This is a genomic window from Candidatus Sulfotelmatobacter sp. (genome assembly GCA_036500765.1).
Taxonomy (GTDB): domain Bacteria; phylum Acidobacteriota; class Terriglobia; order Terriglobales; family Acidobacteriaceae; genus Sulfotelmatobacter.
The window spans coordinates 23,993-49,172 of sequence record DASYBM010000007.1 but is presented as its reverse complement, the minus strand read 5'-3'; the positions used below and the strand labels follow the sequence as shown (position 1 = coordinate 49,172).

The following is a 25,180-nucleotide window of genomic DNA, read 5'->3' as shown; positions in this document are numbered from 1 at the left end:
ATCGACGCTCCGGTTTGGCACCTCGATGTCGGCTCATCGCATCCTGGAGCTGTAGAAGGTTCCAAGGGTTAGGCTGTTCGCCTATTAAAGCGGTACGTGAGCTGGGTTCAGAACGTCGCGAGACAGTTCGGTCCCTATCTGTTGTGGGCGCAGGAGATTTGCGAGGACCTGTCCTTAGTACGAGAGGACCGGGATGGACGAACCTCTTATGTTCGAGCTGTCACGCCCGTGGCACCGCTCGGTAGTGAAGTTCGGTTGTGATAACCGCTGAATGCATATAAGCGGGAAGCACTCCTCAAGATGAGATCTCCCAACCCGTAAGGGATAAGAAGGGCCCAGGTAGACTACCTGGTTGATAGGCTGGAGGTGGAAGCGCAGTAATGCGTGTAGCTTACCAGTACTAATCGCCCGTTCGGCTTGACCATAAAATTTACTCGGTGCAGATGAAGCTTCTAGCTGCTAGCTTCTAGCTCCTAGCTAGAACCTGAGCAGAGGTAAGAAGTTCAGCAGAAGCTTCGCGCCGACGAGCTTTTATAAAGCTAGCCGATGTAATCAGTAACTGAAATCGGAAGTAAGCAAGATGAAAGTAAGTTACACCCAATCTATTCAGTTGTGAGGTTTCGTCCTCACGATCTTTGAAATTCTGCTCTTAGCTTTTGGCTCTTAGCTTTTAGCTCAGCTTCGCTGGGTTCAGGCTTTGGGTGGAAGCTGAGAGAACTCAAGTTTGCAGCGCCGAAATGCTGGAGGGATGCGCACCAAGCGTGCGCCAGCAAGGCAAAGCTAATAGCCAAGAGCTAATAGCTAAAAGCTGCTGAAGACGTCGGTAATCATACCGCGGGGGATCCACCCGTTCCCATCCCGAACACGGAAGTTAAGCCCCGCTGGGCCGATTGTACTGCACGCGAAAGTGTGTGGGAGAGTAGGTAGTTGCCGGCATAAATAAAGGCCACGCTCAGAAATGAGCGCGGCCTTTTCCTTTTTCACGATGGACCTTCCGTTTGCCACTATCGCTTCACTATATCCAGATCCAGAATGACAGTGCCGGTCGTTGCTTTGCCGTCGGTTGTCAGGGTATTCACCACGAACTGCTTGTGACCGGGGATTTTCGTGACCGAGACAGGTACAGGCACCTTTAGGTTCTTAGGCTTCGCTAACGGCCCATTGAGCAATACTGTAGTCTGTTCGAATGTCACATTTACGATGTTGACCTTTGAGAAATCGGCGGTGAATGTGACCGTTTCGCTATCTCCAGCATAGAGAAAGGGGGGCGATGCCGTTGCCTTGGCGGTTCTGTCGGAAGTTCCCGAGTCGGACGGCAGAGACAGGTCCCAAGCGACGGGCAGATTGTCCGTAATTGTGTAGGCTCCCGACGCGGGATACCAACTGATTTTGAGGCTCTTCTTGGGTGCGGATTCGAGATGAAGGAGGGCCGTGGTATCGCTGAGGATTCTGAAGTTCGCTGATGTCAGTGGTAGAGGGCTGGCTTGATCGACGTAAGCATAGAGGTAGTACTCCACTACGCAGACAGGCGCGGGGACGCACGTTTTGTGAAGAAAGGTGCGGAAGCCCGAGCCCGAGACAGCATAGTCAGCCGAACTCGGAGCCGCGCCGGCGGGTGCAGCGACGATGTCTGCTGTCGTCGGCTGAGTAGGGGGTATGGCCCCAGCTCCGGGAGCGCTGTCGTTTGTAGCGGACGAGAGCGAGGTGATGCTGGTAAAAGCCGGTCCGATGTCGATGGTTGATGTTCTGCTGAAATTCCAAGCAGGATCGCGCACGAGAAAAGTTTGCGCGCTCCGCAACGAATCGGTGGTCGCCACGAACTCATAGGTGCAAGTGGCACCGTGGTCATTGTTTGGAGGGCACGGATTGATTTTTGGATCGACCGGTTTCAAGAACGGCTTCGGTTGCACTCCGTAGACATCATTTCCGATCAGCAGCAGCGGACGGATGGCCCCATCGAGCTCCTGACCCTCGGCATCTCTCTCTAGGTAGTGTTCACCGTATTTCAATTTCAATTGAACGTGGGAGTTCCCATCAGGATATGGCACGGCACGCAAAGAAGCCTCAGTAATACCGCATTCGCTTTCTTTCTTGCTTTTCGTTGAAACCGCAAAGTCAGTGGTCTGTCCATTCTCTCCCAAAAGTTGAATGCGACCGTTTTGCAGCAAGTCATGAGCTGGCGCGAAAAACTGAATCGTCTTGCCATCGAACGCGGTGGGAGGAATATTGGTTCCCGCAGTCATTACTGTCATTCCAGAGGCGAAAAAGTCACCGCTGGCGACCATTTTCAGAGTGCCGTTTCCCACGTCATCCCAAGTGACATTGTGTACGCGCAGCGGATTCAAAATGGACACCGCATCCTGAACGCGAGTCCAGCTGCAACTACTCTGAAACACGGGACCCACAACCTGACGCTTCTCGTTATACTCCCGCCATCGTGTCTGGACATATACCGCGGGTGCGAAGCCATCTTCGTTTAGTGTTGTCGGCAGCGCCAGCTGCGCGAATACCTCCCGCGGGCCGGCAGACACGTATTCCGCTCCGAGCACCGGACGAAACTGCCAACCGAACATGATTGATGCATTGTCAAGGTAATTTCGATCACCCTCCCATGTACTGGGGCATTCGTGCAAATATTGTTCCTTCACTATTTCCTCGGTTTCTACGGCAAAACGCTCGGGAAATGGTGGTTTCAGATCGGGGACGGTCAGATTTGGATATTCCAACGCGACCGTATCGGTATCTTTTGCCAGGTAGAGGCGGTCTTTCGATTTACCGGTGCTGAATCCGACGTTAACTTGTTCGATGACAGCCCCGGCGCCGAACGCTTTTTGATTGCTGGTGATCTTGGCAACGTTATAAGTCTTCTGAGAGGGCAAGAGATTGACGACGCTCACGTTTCCGGTACCAGGCACAAAATGCCGGTCTGTCGTCGGATGCGGAACGATCACGACCCGGACTTCAGCGACCGCATGCTTGAATTGCCGCGGAGGGGAAAGGGAGACCTGAAAGCCAATGGTGGTCTGTGCCCGCGCCGCGACAGCCCTCGAATTCTTCAATAAAAACTGGTCCGATTGCGACCCCTGCAAAAGCATCTGGTACATCTGCAATTGAGCGTTGAGTTGCACTTGCTCGGCCAGCATGTCGGCCGCCGAAACGCTCAAATTGGTTGGTGCGGAAAAAGGATTAGCGGTCGGTGCGGTTGGAACTGTGGGCGAAAGTGAAGGACTGGTGGTCACCACCTGCGTGGCTTGTGGAGTACCGTTGGTCGTAGTGAGGGTCGCGTTTGGAGGCGGAGTGCCGGGGGTACCCGTACCTGGAATCTGGGAGCAAATTATGCTTGGAGTAGTTGTGGAGGTCCCAGTAGGCCCCCCGTTTGTGTTAACACTCGAGGCCGCAGAAGTGCTGGACACGTAGTAGCCGGACGGGCACTGGGCAGTGGCGCCCACGATCTGCACCTGTGTAGGCAGTTGTGTGCAGGTCACGCCTGTACTGCTTATTCCTGTGGCCGCAAATCCCGTCGGGCACTGCCCGCTCTGGATCACGCTGGGAGGTAGAATTGTGCTTCCAGTGTTCGTGGTTGTCGCTATGGATGGCGTGGCTGCCGTGGTCACTTGTGCCGCGAGATAGGAGACGTCCCGAGTTACTCCTTGGAGCGTGCCATATGCGTTGGTGATCGCAGTCGCGTTCCATGGGGAGATCGCGGCCAACTGTTGGGCCGCGGCGTTCAACTTACTGCGCAACAGAAACGAGTCGTAAACCTTGGGCGCTCCAACATGGATTCCATTGGCGGGGTCCTCTGTAAGTTTGAGAATCGGAATATCCACATCGATCGATTCAGGCGGACTATCTTTGTCTTCGTATTGCAGAGAATACTCACGGCATCCGGACGCCTCCTCATAAACCTCAACGTGATAGTTGCTGATGTCCCTGGATCCGAAGGTAAGACTGCTCATTTCTTTTTTGACTGGCGTTCCGTTGATGGCGAAGGCGAGGTGTGAGGGTGTGTCAAAGAGTGCGCTCTTGATCTTTAGCCCTTCCTTTGTTGCGCGAAAACCCTCAACCCAGTGAGGGCTGGCAGTGGTGCCAGTATTTACCAGCAGCGTCCGGTAATAGCACAGGGTGGGCCGTTGTATCGGATCATCGTAATCTTGTGCGTGCTTCTCTTGGTCTCCGGGTCTAGGCTGACAGGTCTCTCCCGCCTCAAGAAGCAAAAAATGGCCGAACTGGGGGAGGTTTGTGAGATCAAGAGAACCATCAACTGGCTGTGGCGCGTACTCCCGGTATCGCACCTGGACGAAAGGCCTAGCTTTGTCCTTCTCACCACATGGCGGATACTTCGATGATCTCAAAGGTACCTTCCGGATGGCATTGAGGGGGCGAAGTTGATAGGGGAACTGAAGACCAACGCACTCAGGGGTTAACCCTACTTCTTCTGCGGATTGTCGAGTTATAAAAAGAAGATCGGCCGGACCCGTAGTTATCAAGTTCGCTTCGATTTCCAAGCCGAGTGTTATTTGAATAGTTCTAGTTGGATAATCCGTAGATGGAAGTGTTGAAGTAGCCGTATATACAGGCAGAATCCATGCAGGAAGTTCAGTAATAGGTGCAGTTGGCAAGTCAGGCGGTCCAGCTATTTGTGCTACTAACTGCACGGGAAGAAGAACCAAAGAAGCGATCAAAAGGTGAAATCCAAGTTTCATCTATAACCTCACAGAGCCCGGAGCGCCTCTTTTACCATGACGGGATGTGGTTTGCAAATCCAACTGTAAGATCGGCAGGTGAGTAACAGTCGGGGAAAGACGGGAAGTTCACCGCTCTCTTCTTGAAGGTCCAGGCTGGCGAGTGTGCACTTACTCCCGTTTCTCTGAGCTAGCCGTGTTCGACGCGCGCCTTTATGTCCGAGTAGGCTGCATCGACGAGACTGTTTAGCGCGGAGGCGTTTGTAGGCTTTCCTGGACTCAGCTTCACATGGCGCATGAACCTGCCGGTGCCCTGCAACAGGCGGGCCGGATCGGGCAATGCTGCGCCGTGAAAGAATCCTACGTTTACGTGCGAAGTGAATACGTTGACGTAGCCGAAGGGCGCATCTCCCAAGCATGCAACCGGACAGCCGTCATGCAGAAGCTCGCGGACTTCGTCGCCGCATTGTCGCATCACCTGAAACCACTGATGCGCGATGGCTCCTAATTCACCTGCATGCTGTTTCATCCACGCATCGATCGCGGGATCGCGCTCGACGGCGCCGTTAAAGCGCAGAAATTCCGCTCCTTTCGTCGCTCTGCCTTCTGCCTTCGAGAATCTGTTGCGCAGCACGTTAGCTCCAACCTTTTCGCCCCGACATTTTTTCACACCCCTCCATTTTTTCCACACCCTTCCTATGTTTATCCAGCTTGACTGAGAAATACTTCAGGTCACAGAAATCTGATTAGCTTTTTCTTTTGTGGTAGGCTCCTTTGAAATGATTTTAAGGAGGCGTGCTTGGTTCCCAGCAAGATCCTCGATCTGAAGGCATTCGTTCCGGCCCGGGACTTCGAGCTTTCGCGACGTTTCTATGGCGACTTGGGCTTTCATGAGAACTGGGGCAATGATCAGGTGTGTGAGTTCGAATTGGAGGGTTATCGCTTCCTCTTACAGAACTTCTATGTGAAGGATCATGCCGGGAACTTCATGATGAGCCTGATGGTCGAAGATGCGGACAAGTGGTGGGAGTTCATTCAGAGCGCTGGTCTAGCGAAGAAGTACGATCTTTCGATGGCGAAGCCGCCAGCGTTGCAGCCGTGGGGACTGCGCGTGCTTTATATGAGCGATCCGACCGGCGTGCTGTGGCACATTGCAGATCGACCCAAGCCGCGACCGAAGACTGAGGAATCTACCTGTTGAAATATTCGCGCAGTTAAAACAAGAAGCAGGTTCCTCACCGAGCTTTGCCCGGTTCGGAATGACAAAAATGAAGCAAGTTCCTCCGAAGCGTCGCCCCGCCTGAAAGTCAAACTCCCTCCCTCTCGCGAAGTACGCGAGAGGGACGGGGCAATCGGACTTGTCGAAGGCTCACGCTGCGGTTTGTTGTTGGTAGGCCGGGACGAAGGACTCGGCTACGAAAGTCTCGTAAGTCGTGGGTGTGGTGTTCTGGGGTGTGCGCGGTTCGAGGGGGCGCATGTGTCCGGAGTTCATGGCAGCAGTCATTTCCAGGAGTATGCGAGCAAATTGCTCGGACATTCCCATTTGCACTACGATCGCCCGAAATTGATCGTCGGGCGCCTGGACGTATTTGACATCGGGCTTGCCGATGGCTTTGCCGATAATCGTTGCGACTTCGATGTAGGTGAGATCGCGTTGGCCTAAAAGCTCGCGGGTTTGCTTGCCGCGCGGTTTGTCCGAAGACGATTTGCTCAGCAGGGCTTCGGCCGCAGCGGCTCCAATGTCGCGCGTGGCGATCATGGGAATTTTAAGATCCGGACGCAGAGGAGTAGCGACAAATCCCATCTGCCGAATCGCGTTCGCCTGGGGGAGCGTGTTTTCCATGAAGTAACCGGCGCGCAGACAGAGCACATTCGCGCCTTCGATCTGGTTGAGCTTTTGTTCGAGATTGTGCAGGCCGACGACAGGGCCGGTTCCGCCGGCCTTATCGGCTCCTATGCTGCTGAGGACGACCACATTTTTGGTTCCGGCATTTTTGACGGCGGACGCGATCGCGTCGCTGACGCGATTCGAATAGCCGAGCGGGTCAGTGCTGGTGGTATTGGGTGGAATCAAGACGTAGGCCGAATCGGCTTTGTCGAAGGCTTTGGCGAGAGTCGCGGCGTCGGTGACATCGGCGATAAAGGTCTCCGCACCCTTGGCCGCGAGACCCTGCAAATGGGCTGCGTTTCTGCCCACGACGCGAACTTTCTGTCCGCCGGTGAGAAGTTTGGTCGCTACTACGTGTCCGGTGTTTCCGCTTGCTCCGAGAATGACGTACATAGACTTACCTCCGTGCGAGTTTGGATGCGACAGGCGGGGCGTCGGACTCGCCCTCTCCCGCGACCATGAGACTAGAACTTGGAGCGATCACTCCTGGTGGCTCACCCTTTCACGTAAGAATCGAAATCCACCTTTCACGTAAGAGTCAAAATCCCCATGTCTCGCGAAGGAGGCGAGACATGGGGCACCCGGCTTCAGGTTTTCAGCTCGGACTACTGCGCGGGAGTCGAGGGTGAAGTTGGAGTTGGGCCTTCGGCGGTTACTTCTGCGGTCGCCACCGGATTGATCTTCACCGTCGAGAGAATCTGCTCCAGGCGGTTGAAGACTTTGTCGCGATCTACGTGCCTGGTGACGCCCTGGCCGGACGCGACTGTGGTGACGTTGAGGGCGAATTCGTAGCAGGCTCCATTCTGGAAGACGTGAAAATATTTGGAGTCGCTCTGGCGCGTGCCTTCGCCGCTGACGGCTTCGGTGGCATGGAGTTCGAGATCTCCGAGCATCAGCATGGAGTATGGTGCAACGTTGGTCGTGGGATTCGCAGAACTCTTCTGGTCGGTCCTCGCCTGATCGGCCTTCGCATCCACGCTGTTCGGATCGGTGCTCAGCGTAGGCTGTGCAGAGGCTGACTGAGTTTCCGACTTCGGCGAGTCTTGTTTCGCAGCTTCGGTGGACGAGGTCGACGCCATCGCTGGTTCGGATGAGGCCGGCGGCTTCGGTTGCGGCACCGCAAACTCGGTGCATTGATCGGCGGTGACGTTCTTGTTGACACTGACGTTGAAGAATGCAGACGAGAAGTCGGAGTTGGCGAAGCTGGTCTCGGGCAATTCGACGGCGGCGAGAGCGACTCCGCCGGGCTGTAGGAAGTTCATGGCGATGGGATTTTCGGCCAGCAGTTCGGTAGCGGCGTTTCCGGTTTCAATGGCGTAGCGGCGCGGATATTCGAAGGTCAGGCCATAAGTTTGATCGGTATAGTTCGCGGTTGCGGGCTTCTTGTGAACGATTTTCTTTACCGGCTTCGGAGCGGGCTTGGTCTCGGCCAGCAGGGTTGCTGCGGGCGTTGACGAAATCGGGCTTGCGGACTGCGTGACCGGAATCTGGTTGTTGGAGCTTACGGGCTTCGGTTGATCGTTGTTGCTCGAGCAGCCGACGGTTAGGGAGCAGACGATGAGCACGGCGGCGAAGATGAACGCGCCGACGTGTTTGGTAGCTAATCCTTTGCCCCAGGTTACGGACTTGCGAGTTGCGATGCTGCGAATTGCGTTGATGCGGGTCATGATGGTTGCCTCCTGCCGACTCGCGGCGATTTATGGAATGCATCGCAGGAGCCAGAGTTGGGGCATTGATTTGGCGAGGGTTAGGGCCGAACGCTGCGTTCGTGACGTGGCGTGGCGAACACGCTGTGGGCGCGGCAACACGGCGAAGCGGAGTATTCCGTGATGTAAAGTCAAATTCCCGCTTCTCCCAAAATCGAGGAGAAGAAGTGCGGCACCCGGAGGCTTCCTGAATACTTCGGTGCGCGGAGGGTGGGTTTCCGTTATCGTGGTCGCGACTGGAAACGCTGGAGGGACTCGATGAGATGTGGGCGGATCGGTGCGAGTTTGGGTTTTGTTTTGTATTTGTGTGCTGGCGTGGGGTGGGCGCAGAGTGCTGGGCACGTTTCGGGGCAGGCAGCGGAGAAAATCATAATCGACACTGACATTGGCGATGACGTGGACGATGCGTTTGCGCTGGCGCTGGCGGTGAAGAGTCCGGAGTTGCAGGTGCTGGGCGTCATGACGACGTTTGGGGATACGGAAGCGCGGGCGAAAATTGTCGACCGGTTTTTGGGCGAGGTGGGGCGCGCGGACATTCCGGTGCTCGCCGGGAAGGCGACGGCGACGAAGAATCCGATGTCGCAGAGGAAGTATGGGGATTCGCATTTTGCGAAAGCGACGCATGGCGATGCGGTGGAATTCTTGCTGGAGGAAATTCGGAAATATCCGGGAGAGATTACGCTGATTGCGATTGGTCCGCTGATGAATGTTGGAGCGGCGATCGACGAAGACGCGGCGACGTTTCGGAAGCTGAAGCGCGTGGTGCTGATGGGCGGATCGGTGCGGCGCGGATACGGGGATTTGGGATATACGGTGGCGGTGCCTCCGATGCCGGAGTGGAATATTTTAAACGACGTGGCGTCGGCGCAGAAACTATTCGCCTCGGGCGTGCCTTTGTTTGTGATGCCGCTGGATTCGACGCAATTGAAGATGGATGAAGTGAAGCGGGCGTTTTTGTTCAGCCAGGGGACGGCGGTGACCGATCAACTGACGGTGTTGTATCACTTGTGGGGACAGGAGACGCCGACATTGTTCGATCCGATGACGGTGGTGTTTGTGCTGCGGCCGGAGTTGTGTCCGGTGCTGGGGTTGCATATTCGGGTGGACGAGAAAGGATTTACGCGAGAGGAACTGGGGCCGGCGAATGCGAAGGTTTGCCTGGAGTCGAACTCGGAGGATTTCTTCCGATTTTATTTGAAGAGAGTCGCAGAGAGGTGAGAAAGCCCAAAAGCCTTAACCACAGAGGGCACTGAGGACCACAGAGGTCATCCCGCGCGCGGGTTCCCATATAATCGAGGGACTCCTTATGGGGGCCATTCTGGAGCGGATTATCGCGGCAGCGCGGGTGCGCGTGGCGCAGACCAAGCGCGAGGCGGATTTGCGGGCGATGGAGAAGCGCGCGGAACAGCATGTGCCGCGCGGGTTTCGGCGGGCGCTGGCGGCGAAGAGTCGAGGCGGGATCGCGGTGATTGCGGAGTTAAAGAAGGCTTCGCCATCGAAAGGACTGATTCGGGCGCATTTTAATCCCGCGGAGTTGGCAGCGGAGTTGGAGACCGCGGGCGCGGCAGCACTTTCGGTGTTGACCGATGAGGAGTTCTTTCAAGGCTCTCTGGAGAATTTGCGGATGGCTTCGGCGGCGGTGAAGATTCCGTGTTTGCGAAAAGATTTTATTGTGGATGAGTTTCAGTTGCTGGAGGCGCGTGCGAATTCGGCTGACGCGGTGTTGCTGATTGTCGCGGCGTTGTCGGCCGAAGAGTTGAGTTCGCTGACGGCAGCAGCGCGGCGTCGCGGACTGGACGTTTTGTGCGAGGTGCACGACGCCGGAGAGCTGGCGGCCGCATTGGAAACAGGATGCGATTTGATTGGCGTGAACACGCGGGATCTGCGGACGTTCAAAGTCGATCTGGAGACGGCGTTTACGCTTTCGGAGAAATTCCCTGCTGGCGTGGTGCGCGTGGCGGAGAGTGGAATTCATTCTCCCTCCGATGTGAAGCGGCTGCGAGCGGCGGGGTATGACGCGTTTCTGGTGGGAGAGTCTTTGATGCGGGCGGAGCGGCCGGGAGAGGCGCTGCGGGCTCTCGTTGCAAGTAGTGAGTACCGAGTACCGAGCGAGCGTTAGGGCCGCGCTCACCGTTTCTATAGAGAATTCCTGTTGAGGCCGTAGGCTGCGCACGAGAACGCGAGGTCCTTCGACTGCGGTTTTGCTTCGCGTTCCGCGAAGCAAAATCCTCGCTCAGGATGACAAAGCAGGGAGATCGGCGCGCTGAGGACTGAGGACCGAGAATTGCTTCTATGACGTGGGTGAAGATTTGTGGGATGACGAATGTGGAGGATGCGCTCGTTGCCGTGGAGGCAGGTGCGGATGCGGTTGGATTTGTCTTTTATGAGAAGAGTCCGCGGTATGTGAGCGTGGAGGCGGCCCGAGAGATTGTGGAGAAACTGCCGGAGAGTGTGGAGAAAGTGGGAGTGTTTGTGGACTCTGAGTCCGAGGCGATCCGCGCGGTCGTGATGGGCGCGGGACTCACTGCTGTGCAGTTGCACGGAGAGCGCTCGAAGGAGAGCGTGGTGGGTGATCCACGGAACTTAGCAGACTGCGTGGCGGCTTCGAAAGCCATTCTGGTTATTGACGGGGATTCGTTGATAAAAGAAGGGTTCTTCATGATGGATGATGTCCGTGAGAAAGCCTTTGCGGTGCTGCTGGATTCGCGATCCAACGGAGAGGCGGGTGGTACGGGAGTGACATTTGACTGGGAACCAGCGCGCGCTATGGCGCAGATGGTTAGCCTGCATGTGCCCGTCATTGTGGCCGGTGGATTGACTCCTTCGAATGTTGTCGACGCGATGACGATTTTTCTGCCGTTTGGAGTGGATGTGGCTTCTGGAGTCGAGGCGCGACCGGGGAAAAAAGATCCGGGGAAGGTGCGGGCGTTTGTGCGGGCGGTGCGCGACTTCGATCGGAAGGCGGGTTAGAGAATGGCTACGGTTCCACGAATTACGAGAATCAAACCCCCCGCCCTAGCCGCAAAAAGCGCGTCTAGGATGGGTCACCCTCGCGAGCATCGCAACTCTCGCGTTCCTGTTTCTGCGAATGCGCCGGGGCGGTTTGGGGTTTATGGCGGGCGGTATGTACCGGAAACTCTGATGGCGGCGCTCGAGGAACTGGAGCGCGAGTATGCGCGGGCCAAACGCGATCCCAGATTTCAGGCGCGTCTCACGGAGTTATTGCGAACTTATGCGGGGCGTCCGACGCCGTTGTTTTTTGCGCGGCGGCTTACGCAGAAGTTAGGCGGCGCGAAGATTTATCTGAAGCGCGAGGATCTGCTGCACACCGGGGCGCACAAGATTAATAACTGCCTGGGCCAGGGGCTGCTGGTCGAGCGGATGGGGAAGCATCGCGTGATCGCCGAGACCGGCGCGGGGCAGCATGGCGTTGCGACTGCTACCGTGTGCGCGCTGCTGGGATTTGAGTGCGTCGTGTACATGGGCACCGAAGATATGCGGCGGCAGGAGTTGAATGTATTCCGCATGCGGCTGCTGGGGGCGGAGGTGCGCGGCGTGTCGTCGGGGTCGTGCACTTTGAAGGATGCGATCAATGAGGCGATGCGCGATTGGGTCACCAATGTGCGCACGACACATTATTTGTTGGGGAGCGTGCTGGGGGCGCATCCGTATCCGACGATGGTGCGAGATTTTCATCGGGTGATTGGGCGCGAGGCGCGAGCGCAGATTCTGAAAGCCGAAGGGAAATTGCCGGCGGCGATTATCGCGTGCGTGGGTGGCGGATCGAATTCGATTGGGATTTTCTACGATTTTCTTGAAGATAAGAAAGTTCAACTGATCGGCGTGGAGGCGGGCGGGCGCAGCGAGAAACTCGGGGATCATGCGGCACGGTTTCGGGGAGGGTCGCCGGGCGTGTTGCAGGGCACTTACTCTTACGTGCTTCAGGATTCAGGTGGACAGATTGCGTTGACGCATTCGGTGTCGGCGGGGCTGGATTATCCGTCGATTGGGCCGGAGCACGCGGCGTTGCGCGATGCAGGGCGGGCGGAGTACGTTCCGGCGTCGGATGCGGAAGCGCTGGCCGCGACCACCTTGCTGGCGCGGACGGAGGGAATCATTCCCGCACTGGAGTCAGCGCACGCGGTGGCCGAGGTAGTGAAGCGGGCTCCGCGCATGAAGAAATCCGATGTCGTGATTGTGAATGTGTCGGGGCGGGGCGATAAGGATATCGGAATTATGCGGGAGAACCTAAAGCTCGATTGACGATTGCAGATTGCAGATTGCGGATTGCGGAGTGAAAGACCAGGGGTCTCAATGGTTTCAATCTGTAATCCGCAATCGTCGATCCGCAATCCTTCCTATGCCTTTGACTTTTTACAAGAAGCCGGCGCTGGTGGCGTATGTGACTTGCGGGGATCCCGATCTCGCGACGACGCGGGAGATTGTGCTGGCGGCGATTGAGGCAGGGGCGGATGTGGTCGAGCTGGGAGTGCCGTTCAGCGATCCAGTGGCGGATGGGCCGGTGATTCAGCGCGCGAGTGAGCGGGCGCTGGAGCGGGGGACGTCGCTCGCGCAGGTGCTTACGCTTGCAGCCGAGGTACGCGAAAATGCGCAGTCTACGGGCTTGATCGTGTTTTCGTACTTGAATCCGATTCTGCGAATGGGAATCGAGAAATTTTGCAGGGTCGCGCGCGCTGCGGGTGTGGACGGCGTGCTGGTCACCGATCTTCCGGTGGAAGAGGCCGGGGAATATTTGCGGGCCATGCGGGAGTACGATCTGGCTCCGGTGTTCTTAGCGGCACCGACTTCTTCTGATGAGCGGTTGAGAAGAATTGCGGCGGCTTCTCGAGGATTTGTATATGCGGTATCGCGGACCGGGGTGACGGGAACGCGGCAGGAGTTGGCGGACGATGCGCGCAAGTTGGTGCGGCGGTTGCGGCGAGTGACGAAGTTGCCGCTGGCGTTGGGATTCGGGATTTCGACGGCGGCGCAGTTTGCGGAGGTAGGAGAGTTCGCCGACGCGGTTGTAGTGGGGAGCGCGATTGTCGAGACGATCGAGCGGAATCGTGGGCGGGAGGCGGGGGCCGTAGGGGAGTTCATCAGGGAGCTTTCAGCCATCAGCTCTCAGCCATCAGTTGCGGTGCGGTGAAGAACGCGTACTTGCTTGTGGAAAGAAAAAGCAGGCTCCTCGACTTCGCATGATTTCCCGCTTCGCGGAAAATCAGCCTTCGCTCGGAATAACAAAGTGTGTTTGAGGTCGGTATAGCTGGCGGCGCTGAGAGTTATTTTCATGGATATCGCAGATTGGCGCAAGAAAATCGACGAGCTCGATCGGAAACTGGTGGAGCTTTTGAGTGAGCGGGCACGGGCTGCGGTCGAGATCGGAAAGCTCAAGCGCGACACTTCGATGCCGATCTACGAGCCGGACCGCGAACGGATTGTGTTTGAGAATGTTCAGGAAGCGAATCGGGGGCCGCTGGCGGGGCGAGATCTGGTGCGGATTTATGAGCGCATCATCGATGTGATGCGCAATGTGCAGAAGGAAGAAATTGTGCAGAAGAGCGCGGCGCCGGAGACGGAGTTGGATTCGGAAGTGAATGATTGAGCGGCAGAGTTCTGGCGGCGAGAAACAGCAGGTTCCTCGACTTCGCATGCTTTCCCGCTTCGCGGAAAATGATGCTGCGCTCGGAATGACATTGTGTTGTAAATAGGCTGGAGCCAGAGGCTAGACGCTAGGAGCTGTTTTCTATGATTGTGGCGATGCAGGAAGGCGCGGACGAGCAACTGATTCAGCAGGTGATTGAGCACCTGGTGAAGATGGGATTTGAAGTGCACCGGTCCACGGGAGCGCGAATGACTGTCCTCGGGGCGGTGGGATCGGGCATTGATTTCGATATCCGCATTCTGGAGTTGCTCCCGGGAGTGCAGGAAGTTCACCGCATCAGTTCCCCGTACAAATTGGCGGGGAGAAGTTTTCGTCCTGAGGGGACGGTCGTCAAGTTGCCGAACGACATCAATATCGGCGGAAACGAAATTGTGGTGATGGCGGGGCCGTGCTCGGTGGAGACGCGAGACCAGATATTGTCTACGGCAGAGGCGGTTGCGAAGGCGGGGGCGAAAGTGCTGCGCGGCGGGGCGTTCAAGCCGCGAAGTTCTCCGTATTCGTTTCAGGGGCACGGGGAAGATGCGCTGAAGCTGCTGCGCGAGGCGGGAGAGAAGTTCAAGTTGCTGGTGATCAGCGAGGTGATGGAAATCTCGCAGATTCCGTTGATGCTGCCGTACGTAGATATTTTGCAAGTGGGCGCGCGTAACATGCAGAACTTTAATCTGCTGCGCGAGCTGGCGAAGGTGCGCAAGCCGGTGCTGTTGAAGCGCGGTATTGCCGCGACTTTCGAGGAGTTGTTGCTGTCGGCTGAATACATTATGGCGGGCGGGAATTATGAAGTGATTCTCTGCGAGCGCGGCATTCGGACATTCGAAACGTATACGAGAAATACGATGGATATCTCAGCGATTCCGATTATCCATAAGCTATCGCATTTGCCGATGACGGCCGACCCGTCGCATGGTACCGGACGGCGCGACAAAGTGGCTCCAATGGCGCGGGCATCGGTGGCGGCGGGCGCGGACGCGCTGCTGATTGAAGTGCATTGCGATCCGAACAAGGCGTGGTCGGATGGGGCACAGTCGCTCTTTCCCGAGCAGTTCGCGAAGTTGATGGACGAGTTGCGTATGATTGCGCCGGCGGTGGGAAGAAAGATTGGGTAATTGGGAAATTTAGTAATTGGGTAATTTTAAGACCTGCGAACATTTTGTTTTCAATTCCTCAATTATCAAATTTCACAATTACTCAATGTTTATGGCGATTCGGCAAATCACGATCATTGGGACAGGGCTGATTGGCGGGTCGCTGGGGCTTGCGCTCAAGAAGCGAAAATTTGCGGGACGGATTGTCGGGTGCGATCACGAAGGGACGCTGGAGCGAGCGCGGATGCGAGGCGCGATCGATGCGGGGACGGTGAATCCGGGCGACGCTGTGCATGGGAGTCAAGTAGTCGTGCTGGCCACTCCGGTGCTGGCGATAGTGGATTTAATCGAGCGAGTGGGAGCGGTGCTGCCGGCGAAAACTTTGCTGACCGATGTGGGCAGCACGAAGGCCGCGGTGGTCGACCGCGCGGTGAAGGTGTTTGGGAAAAGTGCGGGGAAGCGGTTTTTGGCGGGGCATCCGATGGCAGGGAAAGAAATGAGCGGAGTAGATTACGCGGACGCGGATTTGTTCCAGAAGGCGGTGTGGTTTCTGTGTCCGCTGCCGGGGCAGAAGTTACTGGGGCGAGACTTGGCAGAGCAAAGCTTAAATGATGGCGTGTTCGCGGAGTTTGCGGGATGGATCGACGCGATCGGGTCGCGGATTGCGATGCTGCCCGCGGAAGAGCATGACCGGCTGTGCGCCTGGATCAGCCACGTTCCGCAGATGATTTCGACCGCGCTGGCGGCCGCGCTGGTCGAGGAGTTTGGAGATGAGGCTCCGCTTTTGCCGGCGGGCGGTCGCGCGCTGCAGGAGATGACGCGGATTTCGGCGAGTCCGTATTCCATGTGGCGAGATATCGCGATGACGAACAAGACGAATCTGGAAAAGGCGCTGTGGAAAGTGGAGCAGCGACTGGCCCACATTCGCGAGAATCTGGCGACGCGGCAGCTGGCGGAGGAATTTGAACAGGCGCATGCGCTAAGGAAGATTCCAGAAAAGAAGAGATAGGGGCGATTGAGTAATCGGGTAATTTTGTAATTGCGTAATTGAAAACCTGAAACAGACTGCCCTTCCTAAATTACTCAATTACCAAATTACACAATTACTCAATTTCCTTTAGAATTCTTCCGCTATGAATAAAGTTGTGGCCAATGCGGATGAGGCGATTCGCGATGTGTTTGACGGCGCGACCATCATGATCGGTGGGTTCGGATTGTGTGGGATGCCGGAGAATCTGATTCGCGCGCTCGTGCTCAAAGGTACAAAGAATCTGCGGACGATCAGTAATAATGTCGGGATCGATGGCGTGGGCAATGGTTTGCTGCTGGCGGCGGGGCAGATTGTGCATCATATAGGGACCTATGTTGGCGAGAACCGGTTGCTGGAAGACATGGTGCTGAAGGGCGCGATCCGGCTTGATCTGGTGCCGCAGGGAACGTTTTCCGAGCGGATTCGCGCGGGGGGCGCGGGGATTCCGGCGTTTTTTACTCCTACCGGCGTCGGCACGATTGTTGCGGAAGGGAAGGAGACGCGCGAGTTTGATGGACGGCTGTATGTGATGGAGCGCGGGCTGACGGCGGACTTTGCTTTTGTGAAGGCCTGGAAGGGCGACCGCGAGGGGAATTTAATTTATCGGAAGACGGCGCGGAATTTTAATCCCATGATGGCGACGGCGGCAAAGGTCACGATTGCGGAAGTGGAGCATGTGGTGGAGGTCGGCGAGTTGGATGGGGATGCGGTGCATACGCCTTCGATTTATGTGAAGAGGATATTTCAGGGGGAGTTGTACGAGCGGAGGATTGAGCGGAGGACAGTGAGGAAAGGCGTCGTTGGCCAGTAGTCGTTGGTCGTTGGCCAAAACGACTGCACCGTCGGCATTGGCTAACGACGAACTGCGAACGACCAACGACTAACGATCAACGACTATCGACAGCCATGAACAAGCCAGGCAAAGACCTCGATAAGCGCGAGCGCATTGTGCGGCGGATTGCGCGCGAGTTGCGCGATGGGTTTTATGTGAACCTGGGGATCGGGATGCCGACGCTGATTGCGAATCATGTGCCGGAGGGGATGGAGGTCACACTGCAATCGGAAAATGGGATGTTGGGAATTGGGCCGTATCCGTTCGAGGGAACGGAGGATTCGGATCTCATTAACGCCGGGAAAGAGACTGTGAGCGAGATGCCGGGGACGTCTTATTTTTCGTCCGCGGATTCGTTTGCCATGATTCGCGGCGGGCATATTGATTTAAGCGTGCTTGGAGCGATGGAAGTGGATGAGGCCGGGAGCATCGCGAATTGGATGATCCCAGGGAAAATGGTGAAGGGGATGGGCGGGGCGATGGACCTGGTCGCAGGGGCGCGGCGCGTGGTGGTCGCGATGGAGCACACGACGCGCGAAGGGGCTCCGAAGATTTTGAAGAAGTGTACGCTGCCGCTCACGGGGGTTCGCGTCGTCGACACGATTGCGACGGAGATGGCTTACATTCGCGTGACTCGCGAGGGGCTTGTTTTAGAGGAAGTCGCACCGGGATTGACAGCCGAAGATGTGCAGCGGGCGACCGAGGCGCGGCTGATTGTTAGTCCGGAGTTGAAGGTAATGGAGAGTTAGAGAGTTCTTCAGCGGCTAAAGCCGGCGAGCGCGAAATAGCTCTCGCGGCACGACTCGAAGTCGTGCCCTTCCCGCTCGTGCTCAACCCTTCTCGTGCGCTCAAAAAGACAACGCTCACGCGGCGCTGAAGCGCCGCTCTTCCACATAATCCTACGAGATTTATGCGGCTGCGATTCTGCGGATCAGATCTTCTTGTTCTTGCTTGCTTTCGGCACCGATGGTGAAGGCGTCGAGGACTCCTAGCGACAGGGCATACTTAAGAGCTTCGTCCCGGCGATTGCGCAGCGTGCCTTGGCCCAGAATTTTCATTCCGACTACCGCCTTCCCTGCCGCTTTCATGGTTCTCAAAACCCCTAAAACAGTCTCAGGGTCGGCGTCCATGTAAGCGCCTACGGGGTTCATGCGAGCCAGGTCGATTTCCACCCACGGAGATTTCGCGGCGGCGCGCAGGGCCTCGATCGAGTGGCAGGAGCAGCCGTGGGTGCGGATGATTCCCTTCTGTTTGGCTTCGGACAGCACGTCCATGGCCGAGCGGTAACGGTCGGTCCAGTCGGACTCGGTGACGCAGTGCATCAGGCAGATGTCGAGATAGTCGGTGCCGAGCTCGCGGCGGAAGCGGTCGAGATCGGCGCGCATGCCGGCCGCGTCGCGGGCCCAGGATTTTGTGAGGACGGTGACTTTGTCGCGGGGCACATGCTTGAGCGCCTCGGCGACGTGAGGATGGCTTCCGTAGGAGTCGGCGGCGTCGAAGAAACGCAGGCCGTGATCGTATCCATTGAGCAGCACGGCCGCGAGGCCTTTGACGCCGAGGTCAGTTTGGTGCGAATGATGGCCGACGCCGACGGTGCCGGTGCCCATGGCGAGGCGGCTGGTCTTGATGCCCGTATTGCCGAGAGTGACGGTGTCGTAGGCAGCGAACTTCTTGCCGAGAGTCTGCTCGCCGATTGCACTGAGGATGGATTTGGAAGTGAGCCAGACGGCTCCCGCGGCTGTGGTGGAACGGATCAGGAATTCGCGGCGACGCATGCGTCCTCCTTGGATGGTGGCGCTGATATGAGGCTACCACCGGTAGGTAGTGGCTGGGAAGCGGGACGGAATGGAGCGGCGGATGCCCTTCGACAAGCTCAGGGCAGGCTCTCGTCGGCGCTGCGAAGCATTGAGCGCCGGCAGCGAATATGCGCTTTGCGCACCCCCGGACGACGGCGTTCCAATCAGATTCGGAATGGCGCGGCTAGCAGGCGGAATGGAAGAGTGATAGCCAGGAACACAACTTCGAGCACGCCGTGTACGGCGACGCCGATTATGCGGAATGGCAGCAACATCAGCCAGACGAACGGATAGGCGATGAGAGCGAACAGGGCCAGCGGCCAGCAGACAACGAATAGGATGCACCAGAGTAAGAATGTGAACATGGCTGAGACCTCCCTCATCGATTGTACGTACGATGTGACGGAAATGTTCCCCCTTCAAGATTCGGGTACTGCGAAAAGGCCGGGCTGCGCTCGGCGGACGGCCGAGGGCGGCCGCCCCCACACATTCTTCTTCCGCTAGTCCACCGAGCTATTACTCGAATTGTTTGCGGAAGGCCGCTAATTGCCGCTGGACTTGGGAAAGCTCTTCGCGGAGGCGGGAGACTTCTGCTTCCAGCGCGGCTACGCGGTCGGCTGTAGGGTTGGTGTCGGCAGTCGCGGGCAGAGCTTGCCCTGAGCCGGTCGAAGGGAGTGCCCGCGCCACACGTGCACTTTCTTCCGATTCTGGCGGTTCGCCGGAGAACAGGTGCGTGTAGCGGGATTCTTTGGTGCCGGGTTGGCGAGCGAGAACTCGGGCCAGCGGTGGCTCCCGCTGAGCGAGGCGGTCGAGAGTTGAGAGTACATCGTCCAGCGCTTCGAAGCGATACATGCGGTCGGTGCGGCTGCGAAGTTCGCCGGGAGTTTGTGGTCCGCGCAAGAGAAGCACGCAGACCACGGCGACTTCGCGGCGATCGAAGTTGAAGGCTTCCTGGAGACGATGTTCAAACTTGGTGACGCGGCTGTCGGCGCCGCTGGCTGGACCGGCGAGACGCTTCTCCTGCAAAGTGGCGAGAGCATCACGCACGGCGGGCTCATCGAGGGCCATGACCGGGTCCCGATTATTTTTCTGGTTGCAGGCGTTGACCAGCGCGTTGAGCGAGAGCGGATAATAGTCGGGCGTGGTGATGTCTTTTTCGATCAGGGAGCCGAGGACACGGGTTTCGATTGTGGTGAGAATCATAAGTTCGGTCGTCGGTCGTCGGTCGTTAGTCGTTAGCTTGAACCATGTCCGGCTGCGGCCGCCCACCCAGGCGAACGACTAACGACCAACGATCAACGGCCAACGACAGAGGACTGACGACCGACGACTTGAATTCTAGAATAGCGCCGTCTCTCTTCGCTTCCAGGGCTTGCCTTTTTCCTGGGTGATTTTTTCCATGTCCCCGACGTAGGCTCCGGCTTGCGTGAGTACGTGGTGCAGGTCGTTGCCGATGCTGATGAAGGTGAAACCCTTCTCCAAGAATTCTCCGACGCGGGCGGTGCCGAAGAGAAACAAGCCGAGGCTGACGTTATTCTTGCGCGCGTGATCGATCAGTTTTTTCGTGGCGGCGTCGAGTTCGGGCGAAGTGTACATGTGGGGGAACTCGTATTTGTTGTAGAGGCCCATCGACATGCAAAGATCGTTCTGGCCGAGAAAAAGAATATCGACGCCGGGGACGGCGGCGATTTCGGCGATGTTCTCGATGCAGGAAGCGGTCTCGACTTGCAAGGCTACGATGCCTTCGTTGTTCCAGCTTCCGGCGTAGCCGAGCAAGCCGCCTTTGTTCATGCTGCGCTGCGGGAAGTAGACCGAGCGCGTGCCCACAGTGGGATATTTCATGCAACTCACTGCGATTCGCGCTTCGTCAGCGGTATTGATGTAGGGGACGAGGACGCCGTCGGCGCCCAGATCAAGCGACTGCTGGATGCCGGGGCGGTCGTCGTATCCACCGACGCGGACGAGCGATTTTGCGCCGCCATTGGAGATGCCGCTGAGCATCGCCGAAAGTTTTTCGTAACCCATGGGGCCGTGCTGGGAGTCGACCAGCAGCCAGTCGTATCCGCTGTGCGCAAGTTGCTCGGCGAGGGTGGGGCTATGGGCGTTGAGGAACAGGCCCATCTTTGGCTGTCCGGCGCGGAGTTGCTTTTTGAATTCGGATCCGCTGAGTGCGGCGTCGGGCATAAGGAATCCTCCTTGGAATCGAATTGAAGAGTGTAACGCATGGGGTGAATCAGGCGGCGAATGCGCGATAAATTTTCGCGGGGTGTGACCGGGGGACAAGAGAAACGGATGTCTCCCTTGCCGTGGCATTCGCTCCGGCCGCGCTCGGAATCACAAAGCCAGGAAGTCGGCTTGGAATGACAAGAGTTCCAGGGTGCGCCTATATTGTGGGTTACGCAAGGAGGTCACCATGCGGCTGCTTTTGAATTGGGTGCTGAGCGCGTTGGCGGTGTGGATTGTGGCGCAGGTTGTGCCTGGAGTCCATGTGAACGGAGCCAGGGCAGCGCTGATCGCGGCGTTGATCATTGGACTCATCAACGCGACGATTGGCGCTGTACTCAAAATTATTACGTTCCCTTTGACGCTGCTGACACTGGGTGTGTTCTGGTTTGTGATCAATGCGCTCATGCTGGAATTGGCTTCGGCGCTGCTGGCTCCAGGATTTCAAGTCCGCGGATTTCTGGCCGCATTTGTGGGAGCGATTGTGTTGAGTGTGGTGAACCTGGTGTTGAAGGCGATCGTGATGCCGTCGAGAGATGAGAAGTAGCGGCTCCGGGTTTCCGCCCAAACGAAAAGCTTGGAACGCAAAGGACGCCAAGAACGGCCGTTCAGAACGTCTGGAAACTTCGGAGACTTGGAGCGCAGGTTTGGTTACGGAGTCGCGCGTTTTCGCGGCTTGAGTGATTCCCAATCTTCATCCGTGAGAAGTCTTCCAAGATTGCTGAATTCGCCGGCGCCTTGTATGAATTCTCCGCCGTCCATGCGAATCACTTCGCCGTTGATGTAGCTGGAGCCGTCGCTCACCAGAAAAGCCGCGAGATTGGCGAGCTCTTCGACCGTGCCGAAGCGGTGGAGCGGATTGCGGTCGAGGGCAAGGGTTTCAAGTTCGGGGCGCGGCAGGACGCGGGAGAACGCGCCTTGCGTGGGAATTGGCCCGGGAGCGATGGCGTTCATCCGGATGTTTCGATTGCCCCATTCGACGGCAAGGCTGCGAGTGAGGGCTTCGACTCCCGCTTTCGAGACGGCGGACGGAACAACGTACGCCGAGCCGACAGGCGCGTAGGTGGCAGAGATACTGAGGACCGTGCCAGAGTGAGCGGACTTGAGCCAGTGGCGTCCGCAGGCCATGGTGCAGTGCAGTGTTCCCATGAGCACGATGCCGATGACGGAGTCCCAGGCGCGCGGGGAAAGTTCTTCAGTGCGGGCGATGAAGTTTCCGGCAGCGTTGTTGACCAGGATGTCGAGCGGAGCGGTGGCCCAGATGGAATCAATCATTGATTCGACGGCGTCGGGATTGCGGACATCGCAGGGAAAGGCGTGGATGATGCCTTTTGCAGAGAGTTCTGCCGAGGTTTCTTGGAGGACTTCTTCGCGGCGGCCGCAGATGTAGACTTCAGCGCCGAGTTCCAGGAAGCGCTGGGCCATTCCTTTTCCCAGGCCAGTGCCTCCGCCGGTGATGAGGATGCGCTTGCTGTTTAGCAGATCGGTACGGAACATAGTTATCCCCGCTAGGAGCCGACGCTGAGAAGATTATGGTTGAACCCGTCCGCGATCCAGCAACAGTATTGTAGCCTTGGCCCCTCCGCCGCCGGATGGTCCGAATACTCCGATAATCATCAAGTCATTCAGACTCCCGCATCGTTTCTGAAAGTGCCGAAAACCTAGGTCAACATATCTCCACTGCGTCGATAAGTCGAATCGACTCGTTTCCTCTCTAAGAAACTTATCTTTATCATCCGGAACAAGATTGCAGTCGAGGGTAAATGTCAGCTGGTCTCCCGCCACGTTCCCCCGGAACCATAAGGTCATCCCATTGGGGGCATGAGCAAAGTTTTGCCCGAACACCTTCGATATCGACACATTCACCCGCGTTACGCCTTTTTTGGCCGGCGGGATTGGTAAACTCACGCATGTAGGCCGATCCGAATGGCAGTCAGTGGCCCGGGGCTTGCGGTCGGTACAAAGGAGCTCTGGGACAGAAGGCGCGGCATTAACAACCTCCGTTGGCCTCTTTGACTCCATAAACTTCGCTGTGGTGCTAATACCCGCATAGGTACCTCCCACAACTCCAAATGCCCCGACGGTCGTCCATACGAGAGCACGCCAAGTCGAGCCAACACTTCCAATGATAGAAGACGCACCTTGTGCCAGCGCGAATACACCAGACGCAGTGAAAATTACTGTAGCGAACAGCACGTGTCCGGGTACTCCAACGCCGTGTCCGTGCTTCCACAAAAAGTATGTATACACGGCTCCGATAATGAGAGTCAGGAAGGCTCCAATCCCGCCTTCGGTCTTGCGAGGGCGATCCCTCTCGTTCTTACCGTATTTTTCAATCTCCCCTGTCGTCGGGATATGGATACGATGATCTTCTTGTCTTTTTTCACGGGCCAATCTCCGCCAAGCAATAACACCACCAACAGCCGCGCCGAACGCGACTGAAAATCCAAAAAGAAATTGGCCCACGACCTTCCACACTTCAGGGTGGGCGAGAAGATGTATTCCTCGATTCAGCAGGGTATGCCACCTCAGGTGCAAGTTGAGCTAGGTCGTCGTCATTGTACGACTCTGAGAAAGATCACCGAAGAGCAATGCCTTGCTCTGAAATTGTTCAGGGAGGCAGCGCAATTGCCGGAGCGGGCGGTGCTAGAAGGCGCACGCGACGCGAAAGCCGTAGTCGGCGTACTGGAAATCCGGCGGGATGCTGGAGCGGGTGGAGCAGCGGGCGACTTTGATGTGGTGGCGCCATGAGCCTCCGCGAGAGGACTTGCGCGCGGGCTTCAACGGGCAACTTTCCGGTCCTTGCGGGTTAAGCTCGGGCGATGTCGCGTAGTAATTCGGATCGTACCAGTCGCTGCACCACTCGTGGACGTTGTCGCAAATATCGTAGAGGCCGAAGGCGTTGGGGGCGTAGCGGGCGACGGACTCGGGACCGGTCTGCCAGCGTGTGGCGTAGTCGGGAAGAGATTGCGGCGGATCGTCGCCCCAGGGGAAATTCTTTTGTTCAAGGCCAGCGCGGGCGGCGAGTTCCCATTCGGCTTCGGTGGGCAGGCGGTAGGGGCGGGCAGTTTGCGCGCTCAACCATTCGCAGTATTTCACTGCTTCGTGCCAGGAGACTGCGGTCACAGGTTGTTGTGGATGATTGAAATTTGAATCATGCCAGAACGGCGTCGTCGTGGTTCCAGTCGCGAAGAGGAATCTGGAGTATTCGGCGTTGGTGACTTGTGTGGCGGCCAACTTGAATGCGTCGACCCAAACGCGGTGGATGGGGCGCTCGCAATCCTGGCCGGTGTTGGAGCCCATCAGGAACCATCCTGCGGGAATGGTGACCAAAGACGGTTCGAGCGCTTGGGATGGAGCTTCTGACTGGGCCGGCGCGATCGTCATGACTGTTTGCCGCATGTGCCGTAAAGTTTATCAGCGCGGGCGGGGATAGAGGGAGGAGGATCACGATGGCGTGGCCCTCCTTCAGAAGCTTGAGCGCGCTCGTCCGACGATTTCCGCGATATTGTTTTCTTGGAATAGGCGGATGGCGGCGATGCCGGCGGCTCCGGCTTCGAGGCAGGGGTGGGCGTTCGCCAGATTAATACCGCCGAGGGCGAGGACTGGGATTTTGGTCTGGCAGGCCTCGTGGAGAAGAGCGAGGCCCGCGGGGCGCACGTCTTTTATTTCGCGCAGCTTTTTTCCGAAGACTGGGGCGAAGACGGCAAAAGTTGCGGAGTTCGCCGCGGCTCGCGCTACTTCCTCCGGGGTGTGACAGGAGACGGCGATCAGCGGATCTTGTGGCGAGACTTGACCGACGGAAGTGCCCGCTCCACACTTTTTCCAGATCAAGCTTACATCTTGCGGTGAGATATCATCAGATCGAAGGTGAATGCCGTCGGCTCCGACCGCTAGTGCAACGTCCGTGCGCGAGTTGATTAAGAGATTAGTTCTCAGTTTTCTGTTCTCAGTTCTACATTGCCTGATGATGGCGACAGCTTCTCTGGCCAGAGATTCCAGATCGCGCGCGGATAGATCTTTTTCGCGAAGCTGGATGTAGTCAACGCCGGCGCGGGCGGCTTCGGAGATCTTGCCCAGCAGGCGTCGACATCGAACGGATTCGTCTCCGGGAAAAGCGGTGCGGTCGGTGATGTAGTAGAGAAGGCAGGTCGCCGACATCGGCATTTCAGTTTAATGCAGTCGCGAGATACTGAGGAACAGCAGATTCCTCGGTTGCCGTCGTATTCGCTCCGGTTGCTCTCGGAATGACAAAGAATACTCGTCTTTTCGCGGC

The 25,180-nt window shown here is 57.2% G+C and carries 23 protein-coding genes and 2 rRNA genes; 14 read left to right on the top strand and 11 right to left on the bottom strand.

Annotated elements, in window-relative coordinates:
- Positions 1–425, top strand: a 23S ribosomal RNA gene (locus tag VGM18_11825); the annotation flags it as partial.
- 394 nt (positions 426–819) lie between these two features.
- Positions 820–936 (top strand): 5S ribosomal RNA (rrf, locus tag VGM18_11820).
- A gap of 68 nt (positions 937–1,004) precedes the next feature.
- On the opposite strand, the gene VGM18_11815 is transcribed toward rrf, so the two are convergent.
- A complete protein-coding gene (locus VGM18_11815) occupies positions 1,005–4,703 on the bottom strand; it encodes a hypothetical protein (protein ID HEY3973686.1) in 3,699 nt (1,232 codons plus the stop codon).
- A 169-nt stretch (positions 4,704–4,872) separates the two neighbouring features.
- Positions 4,873–5,316 carry a DUF1801 domain-containing protein gene (locus VGM18_11810; GenBank protein HEY3973685.1) on the bottom strand — a complete coding sequence of 148 codons (444 nt, stop codon included), beginning with the start codon at positions 5,314–5,316 and terminating at the stop codon, positions 4,873–4,875.
- 165 nt (positions 5,317–5,481) lie between these two features.
- Here VGM18_11810 and VGM18_11805 point away from each other — a divergent pair, with 165 nt between their 5' ends.
- A complete protein-coding gene (locus VGM18_11805; GenBank protein HEY3973684.1) occupies positions 5,482–5,883 on the top strand; it encodes a VOC family protein in 402 nt (133 codons plus the stop codon).
- A 168-nt stretch (positions 5,884–6,051) separates the two neighbouring features.
- On the opposite strand, the gene VGM18_11800 is transcribed toward VGM18_11805, so the two are convergent.
- A complete protein-coding gene (locus VGM18_11800) occupies positions 6,052–6,963 on the bottom strand; it encodes an NmrA family NAD(P)-binding protein (GenBank protein HEY3973683.1) in 912 nt (303 codons plus the stop codon).
- A gap of 212 nt (positions 6,964–7,175) precedes the next feature.
- Positions 7,176–8,237, bottom strand: a complete 1,062-nt coding sequence (locus VGM18_11795) for a hypothetical protein (protein HEY3973682.1) — start codon at positions 8,235–8,237, stop codon at positions 7,176–7,178.
- Between the two features lie 297 nt (positions 8,238–8,534).
- Here VGM18_11795 and VGM18_11790 point away from each other — a divergent pair, with 297 nt between their 5' ends.
- From VGM18_11790 to VGM18_11745, 10 genes are all read left to right on the top strand, one after another.
- Positions 8,535–9,494, top strand: a complete 960-nt coding sequence (locus VGM18_11790) for a nucleoside hydrolase (protein ID HEY3973681.1) — start codon at positions 8,535–8,537, stop codon at positions 9,492–9,494.
- A gap of 88 nt (positions 9,495–9,582) precedes the next feature.
- On the top strand, positions 9,583–10,395 hold the full coding sequence (gene trpC / locus VGM18_11785; GenBank protein ID HEY3973680.1) for an indole-3-glycerol phosphate synthase TrpC: 813 nt from the start codon (positions 9,583–9,585) through the stop codon (positions 10,393–10,395).
- A 173-nt stretch (positions 10,396–10,568) separates the two neighbouring features.
- Positions 10,569–11,246, top strand: a complete 678-nt coding sequence (locus VGM18_11780) for a phosphoribosylanthranilate isomerase (protein HEY3973679.1) — start codon at positions 10,569–10,571, stop codon at positions 11,244–11,246.
- A 69-nt stretch (positions 11,247–11,315) separates the two neighbouring features.
- Positions 11,316–12,539 carry a tryptophan synthase subunit beta gene (trpB, locus tag VGM18_11775; GenBank protein ID HEY3973678.1) on the top strand — a complete coding sequence of 408 codons (1,224 nt, stop codon included), beginning with the start codon at positions 11,316–11,318 and terminating at the stop codon, positions 12,537–12,539.
- 97 nt (positions 12,540–12,636) lie between these two features.
- A complete protein-coding gene (gene trpA / locus VGM18_11770; GenBank protein HEY3973677.1) occupies positions 12,637–13,425 on the top strand; it encodes a tryptophan synthase subunit alpha in 789 nt (262 codons plus the stop codon).
- Positions 13,426–13,566: 141 nt separating this feature from the next.
- Entirely contained in the window at positions 13,567–13,881 is a 315-nt protein-coding gene (locus VGM18_11765; GenBank protein HEY3973676.1) for a chorismate mutase, read from the top strand.
- A gap of 143 nt (positions 13,882–14,024) precedes the next feature.
- Positions 14,025–15,044, top strand: coding sequence for a 3-deoxy-7-phosphoheptulonate synthase (gene aroF, locus VGM18_11760; protein ID HEY3973675.1), 1,020 nt, complete (start codon positions 14,025–14,027; stop codon positions 15,042–15,044).
- A gap of 91 nt (positions 15,045–15,135) precedes the next feature.
- Positions 15,136–16,032, top strand: a complete 897-nt coding sequence (locus VGM18_11755; GenBank protein ID HEY3973674.1) for a prephenate dehydrogenase — start codon at positions 15,136–15,138, stop codon at positions 16,030–16,032.
- Between the two features lie 124 nt (positions 16,033–16,156).
- Entirely contained in the window at positions 16,157–16,864 is a 708-nt protein-coding gene (locus VGM18_11750; protein ID HEY3973673.1) for a CoA transferase subunit A, read from the top strand.
- Positions 16,865–16,959: 95 nt separating this feature from the next.
- Positions 16,960–17,634 (top strand): CoA transferase subunit B, encoded by a 675-nt coding sequence (locus tag VGM18_11745; protein ID HEY3973672.1) that lies wholly within the window; start codon positions 16,960–16,962, stop codon positions 17,632–17,634.
- A gap of 159 nt (positions 17,635–17,793) precedes the next feature.
- Here VGM18_11745 and VGM18_11740 read toward each other — a convergent pair whose 3' ends face one another.
- From VGM18_11740 to VGM18_11725, 4 genes are all read right to left on the bottom strand, one after another.
- Entirely contained in the window at positions 17,794–18,660 is an 867-nt protein-coding gene (locus tag VGM18_11740; protein ID HEY3973671.1) for an aldo/keto reductase, read from the bottom strand.
- A gap of 185 nt (positions 18,661–18,845) precedes the next feature.
- Complete coding sequence (locus tag VGM18_11735; GenBank protein HEY3973670.1) at positions 18,846–19,046, bottom strand: hypothetical protein; 201 nt, start codon at positions 19,044–19,046, stop codon at positions 18,846–18,848.
- 151 nt (positions 19,047–19,197) lie between these two features.
- Positions 19,198–19,884, bottom strand: a complete 687-nt coding sequence (locus VGM18_11730; GenBank protein ID HEY3973669.1) for a YceH family protein — start codon at positions 19,882–19,884, stop codon at positions 19,198–19,200.
- Positions 19,885–20,019: 135 nt separating this feature from the next.
- Positions 20,020–20,865, bottom strand: a complete 846-nt coding sequence (locus VGM18_11725; GenBank protein ID HEY3973668.1) for an aldolase/citrate lyase family protein — start codon at positions 20,863–20,865, stop codon at positions 20,020–20,022.
- Between the two features lie 229 nt (positions 20,866–21,094).
- On the opposite strand from VGM18_11725, the gene VGM18_11720 reads away from it, so the two are divergent.
- Positions 21,095–21,451, top strand: a complete 357-nt coding sequence (locus tag VGM18_11720; GenBank protein ID HEY3973667.1) for a phage holin family protein — start codon at positions 21,095–21,097, stop codon at positions 21,449–21,451.
- Between the two features lie 104 nt (positions 21,452–21,555).
- Here the strand turns inward: VGM18_11720 and VGM18_11715 are convergent, their stop codons facing one another.
- From VGM18_11715 to VGM18_11705, 3 genes are all read right to left on the bottom strand, one after another.
- On the bottom strand, positions 21,556–22,401 hold the full coding sequence (locus tag VGM18_11715; GenBank protein ID HEY3973666.1) for an SDR family oxidoreductase: 846 nt from the start codon (positions 22,399–22,401) through the stop codon (positions 21,556–21,558).
- Between the two features lie 1,149 nt (positions 22,402–23,550).
- Positions 23,551–24,291 carry an SUMF1/EgtB/PvdO family nonheme iron enzyme gene (locus VGM18_11710; protein HEY3973665.1) on the bottom strand — a complete coding sequence of 247 codons (741 nt, stop codon included), beginning with the start codon at positions 24,289–24,291 and terminating at the stop codon, positions 23,551–23,553.
- A gap of 81 nt (positions 24,292–24,372) precedes the next feature.
- On the bottom strand, positions 24,373–25,065 hold the full coding sequence (locus tag VGM18_11705; GenBank protein HEY3973664.1) for a thiamine phosphate synthase: 693 nt from the start codon (positions 25,063–25,065) through the stop codon (positions 24,373–24,375).
- Positions 25,066–25,180 lie beyond the last annotated feature (115 nt).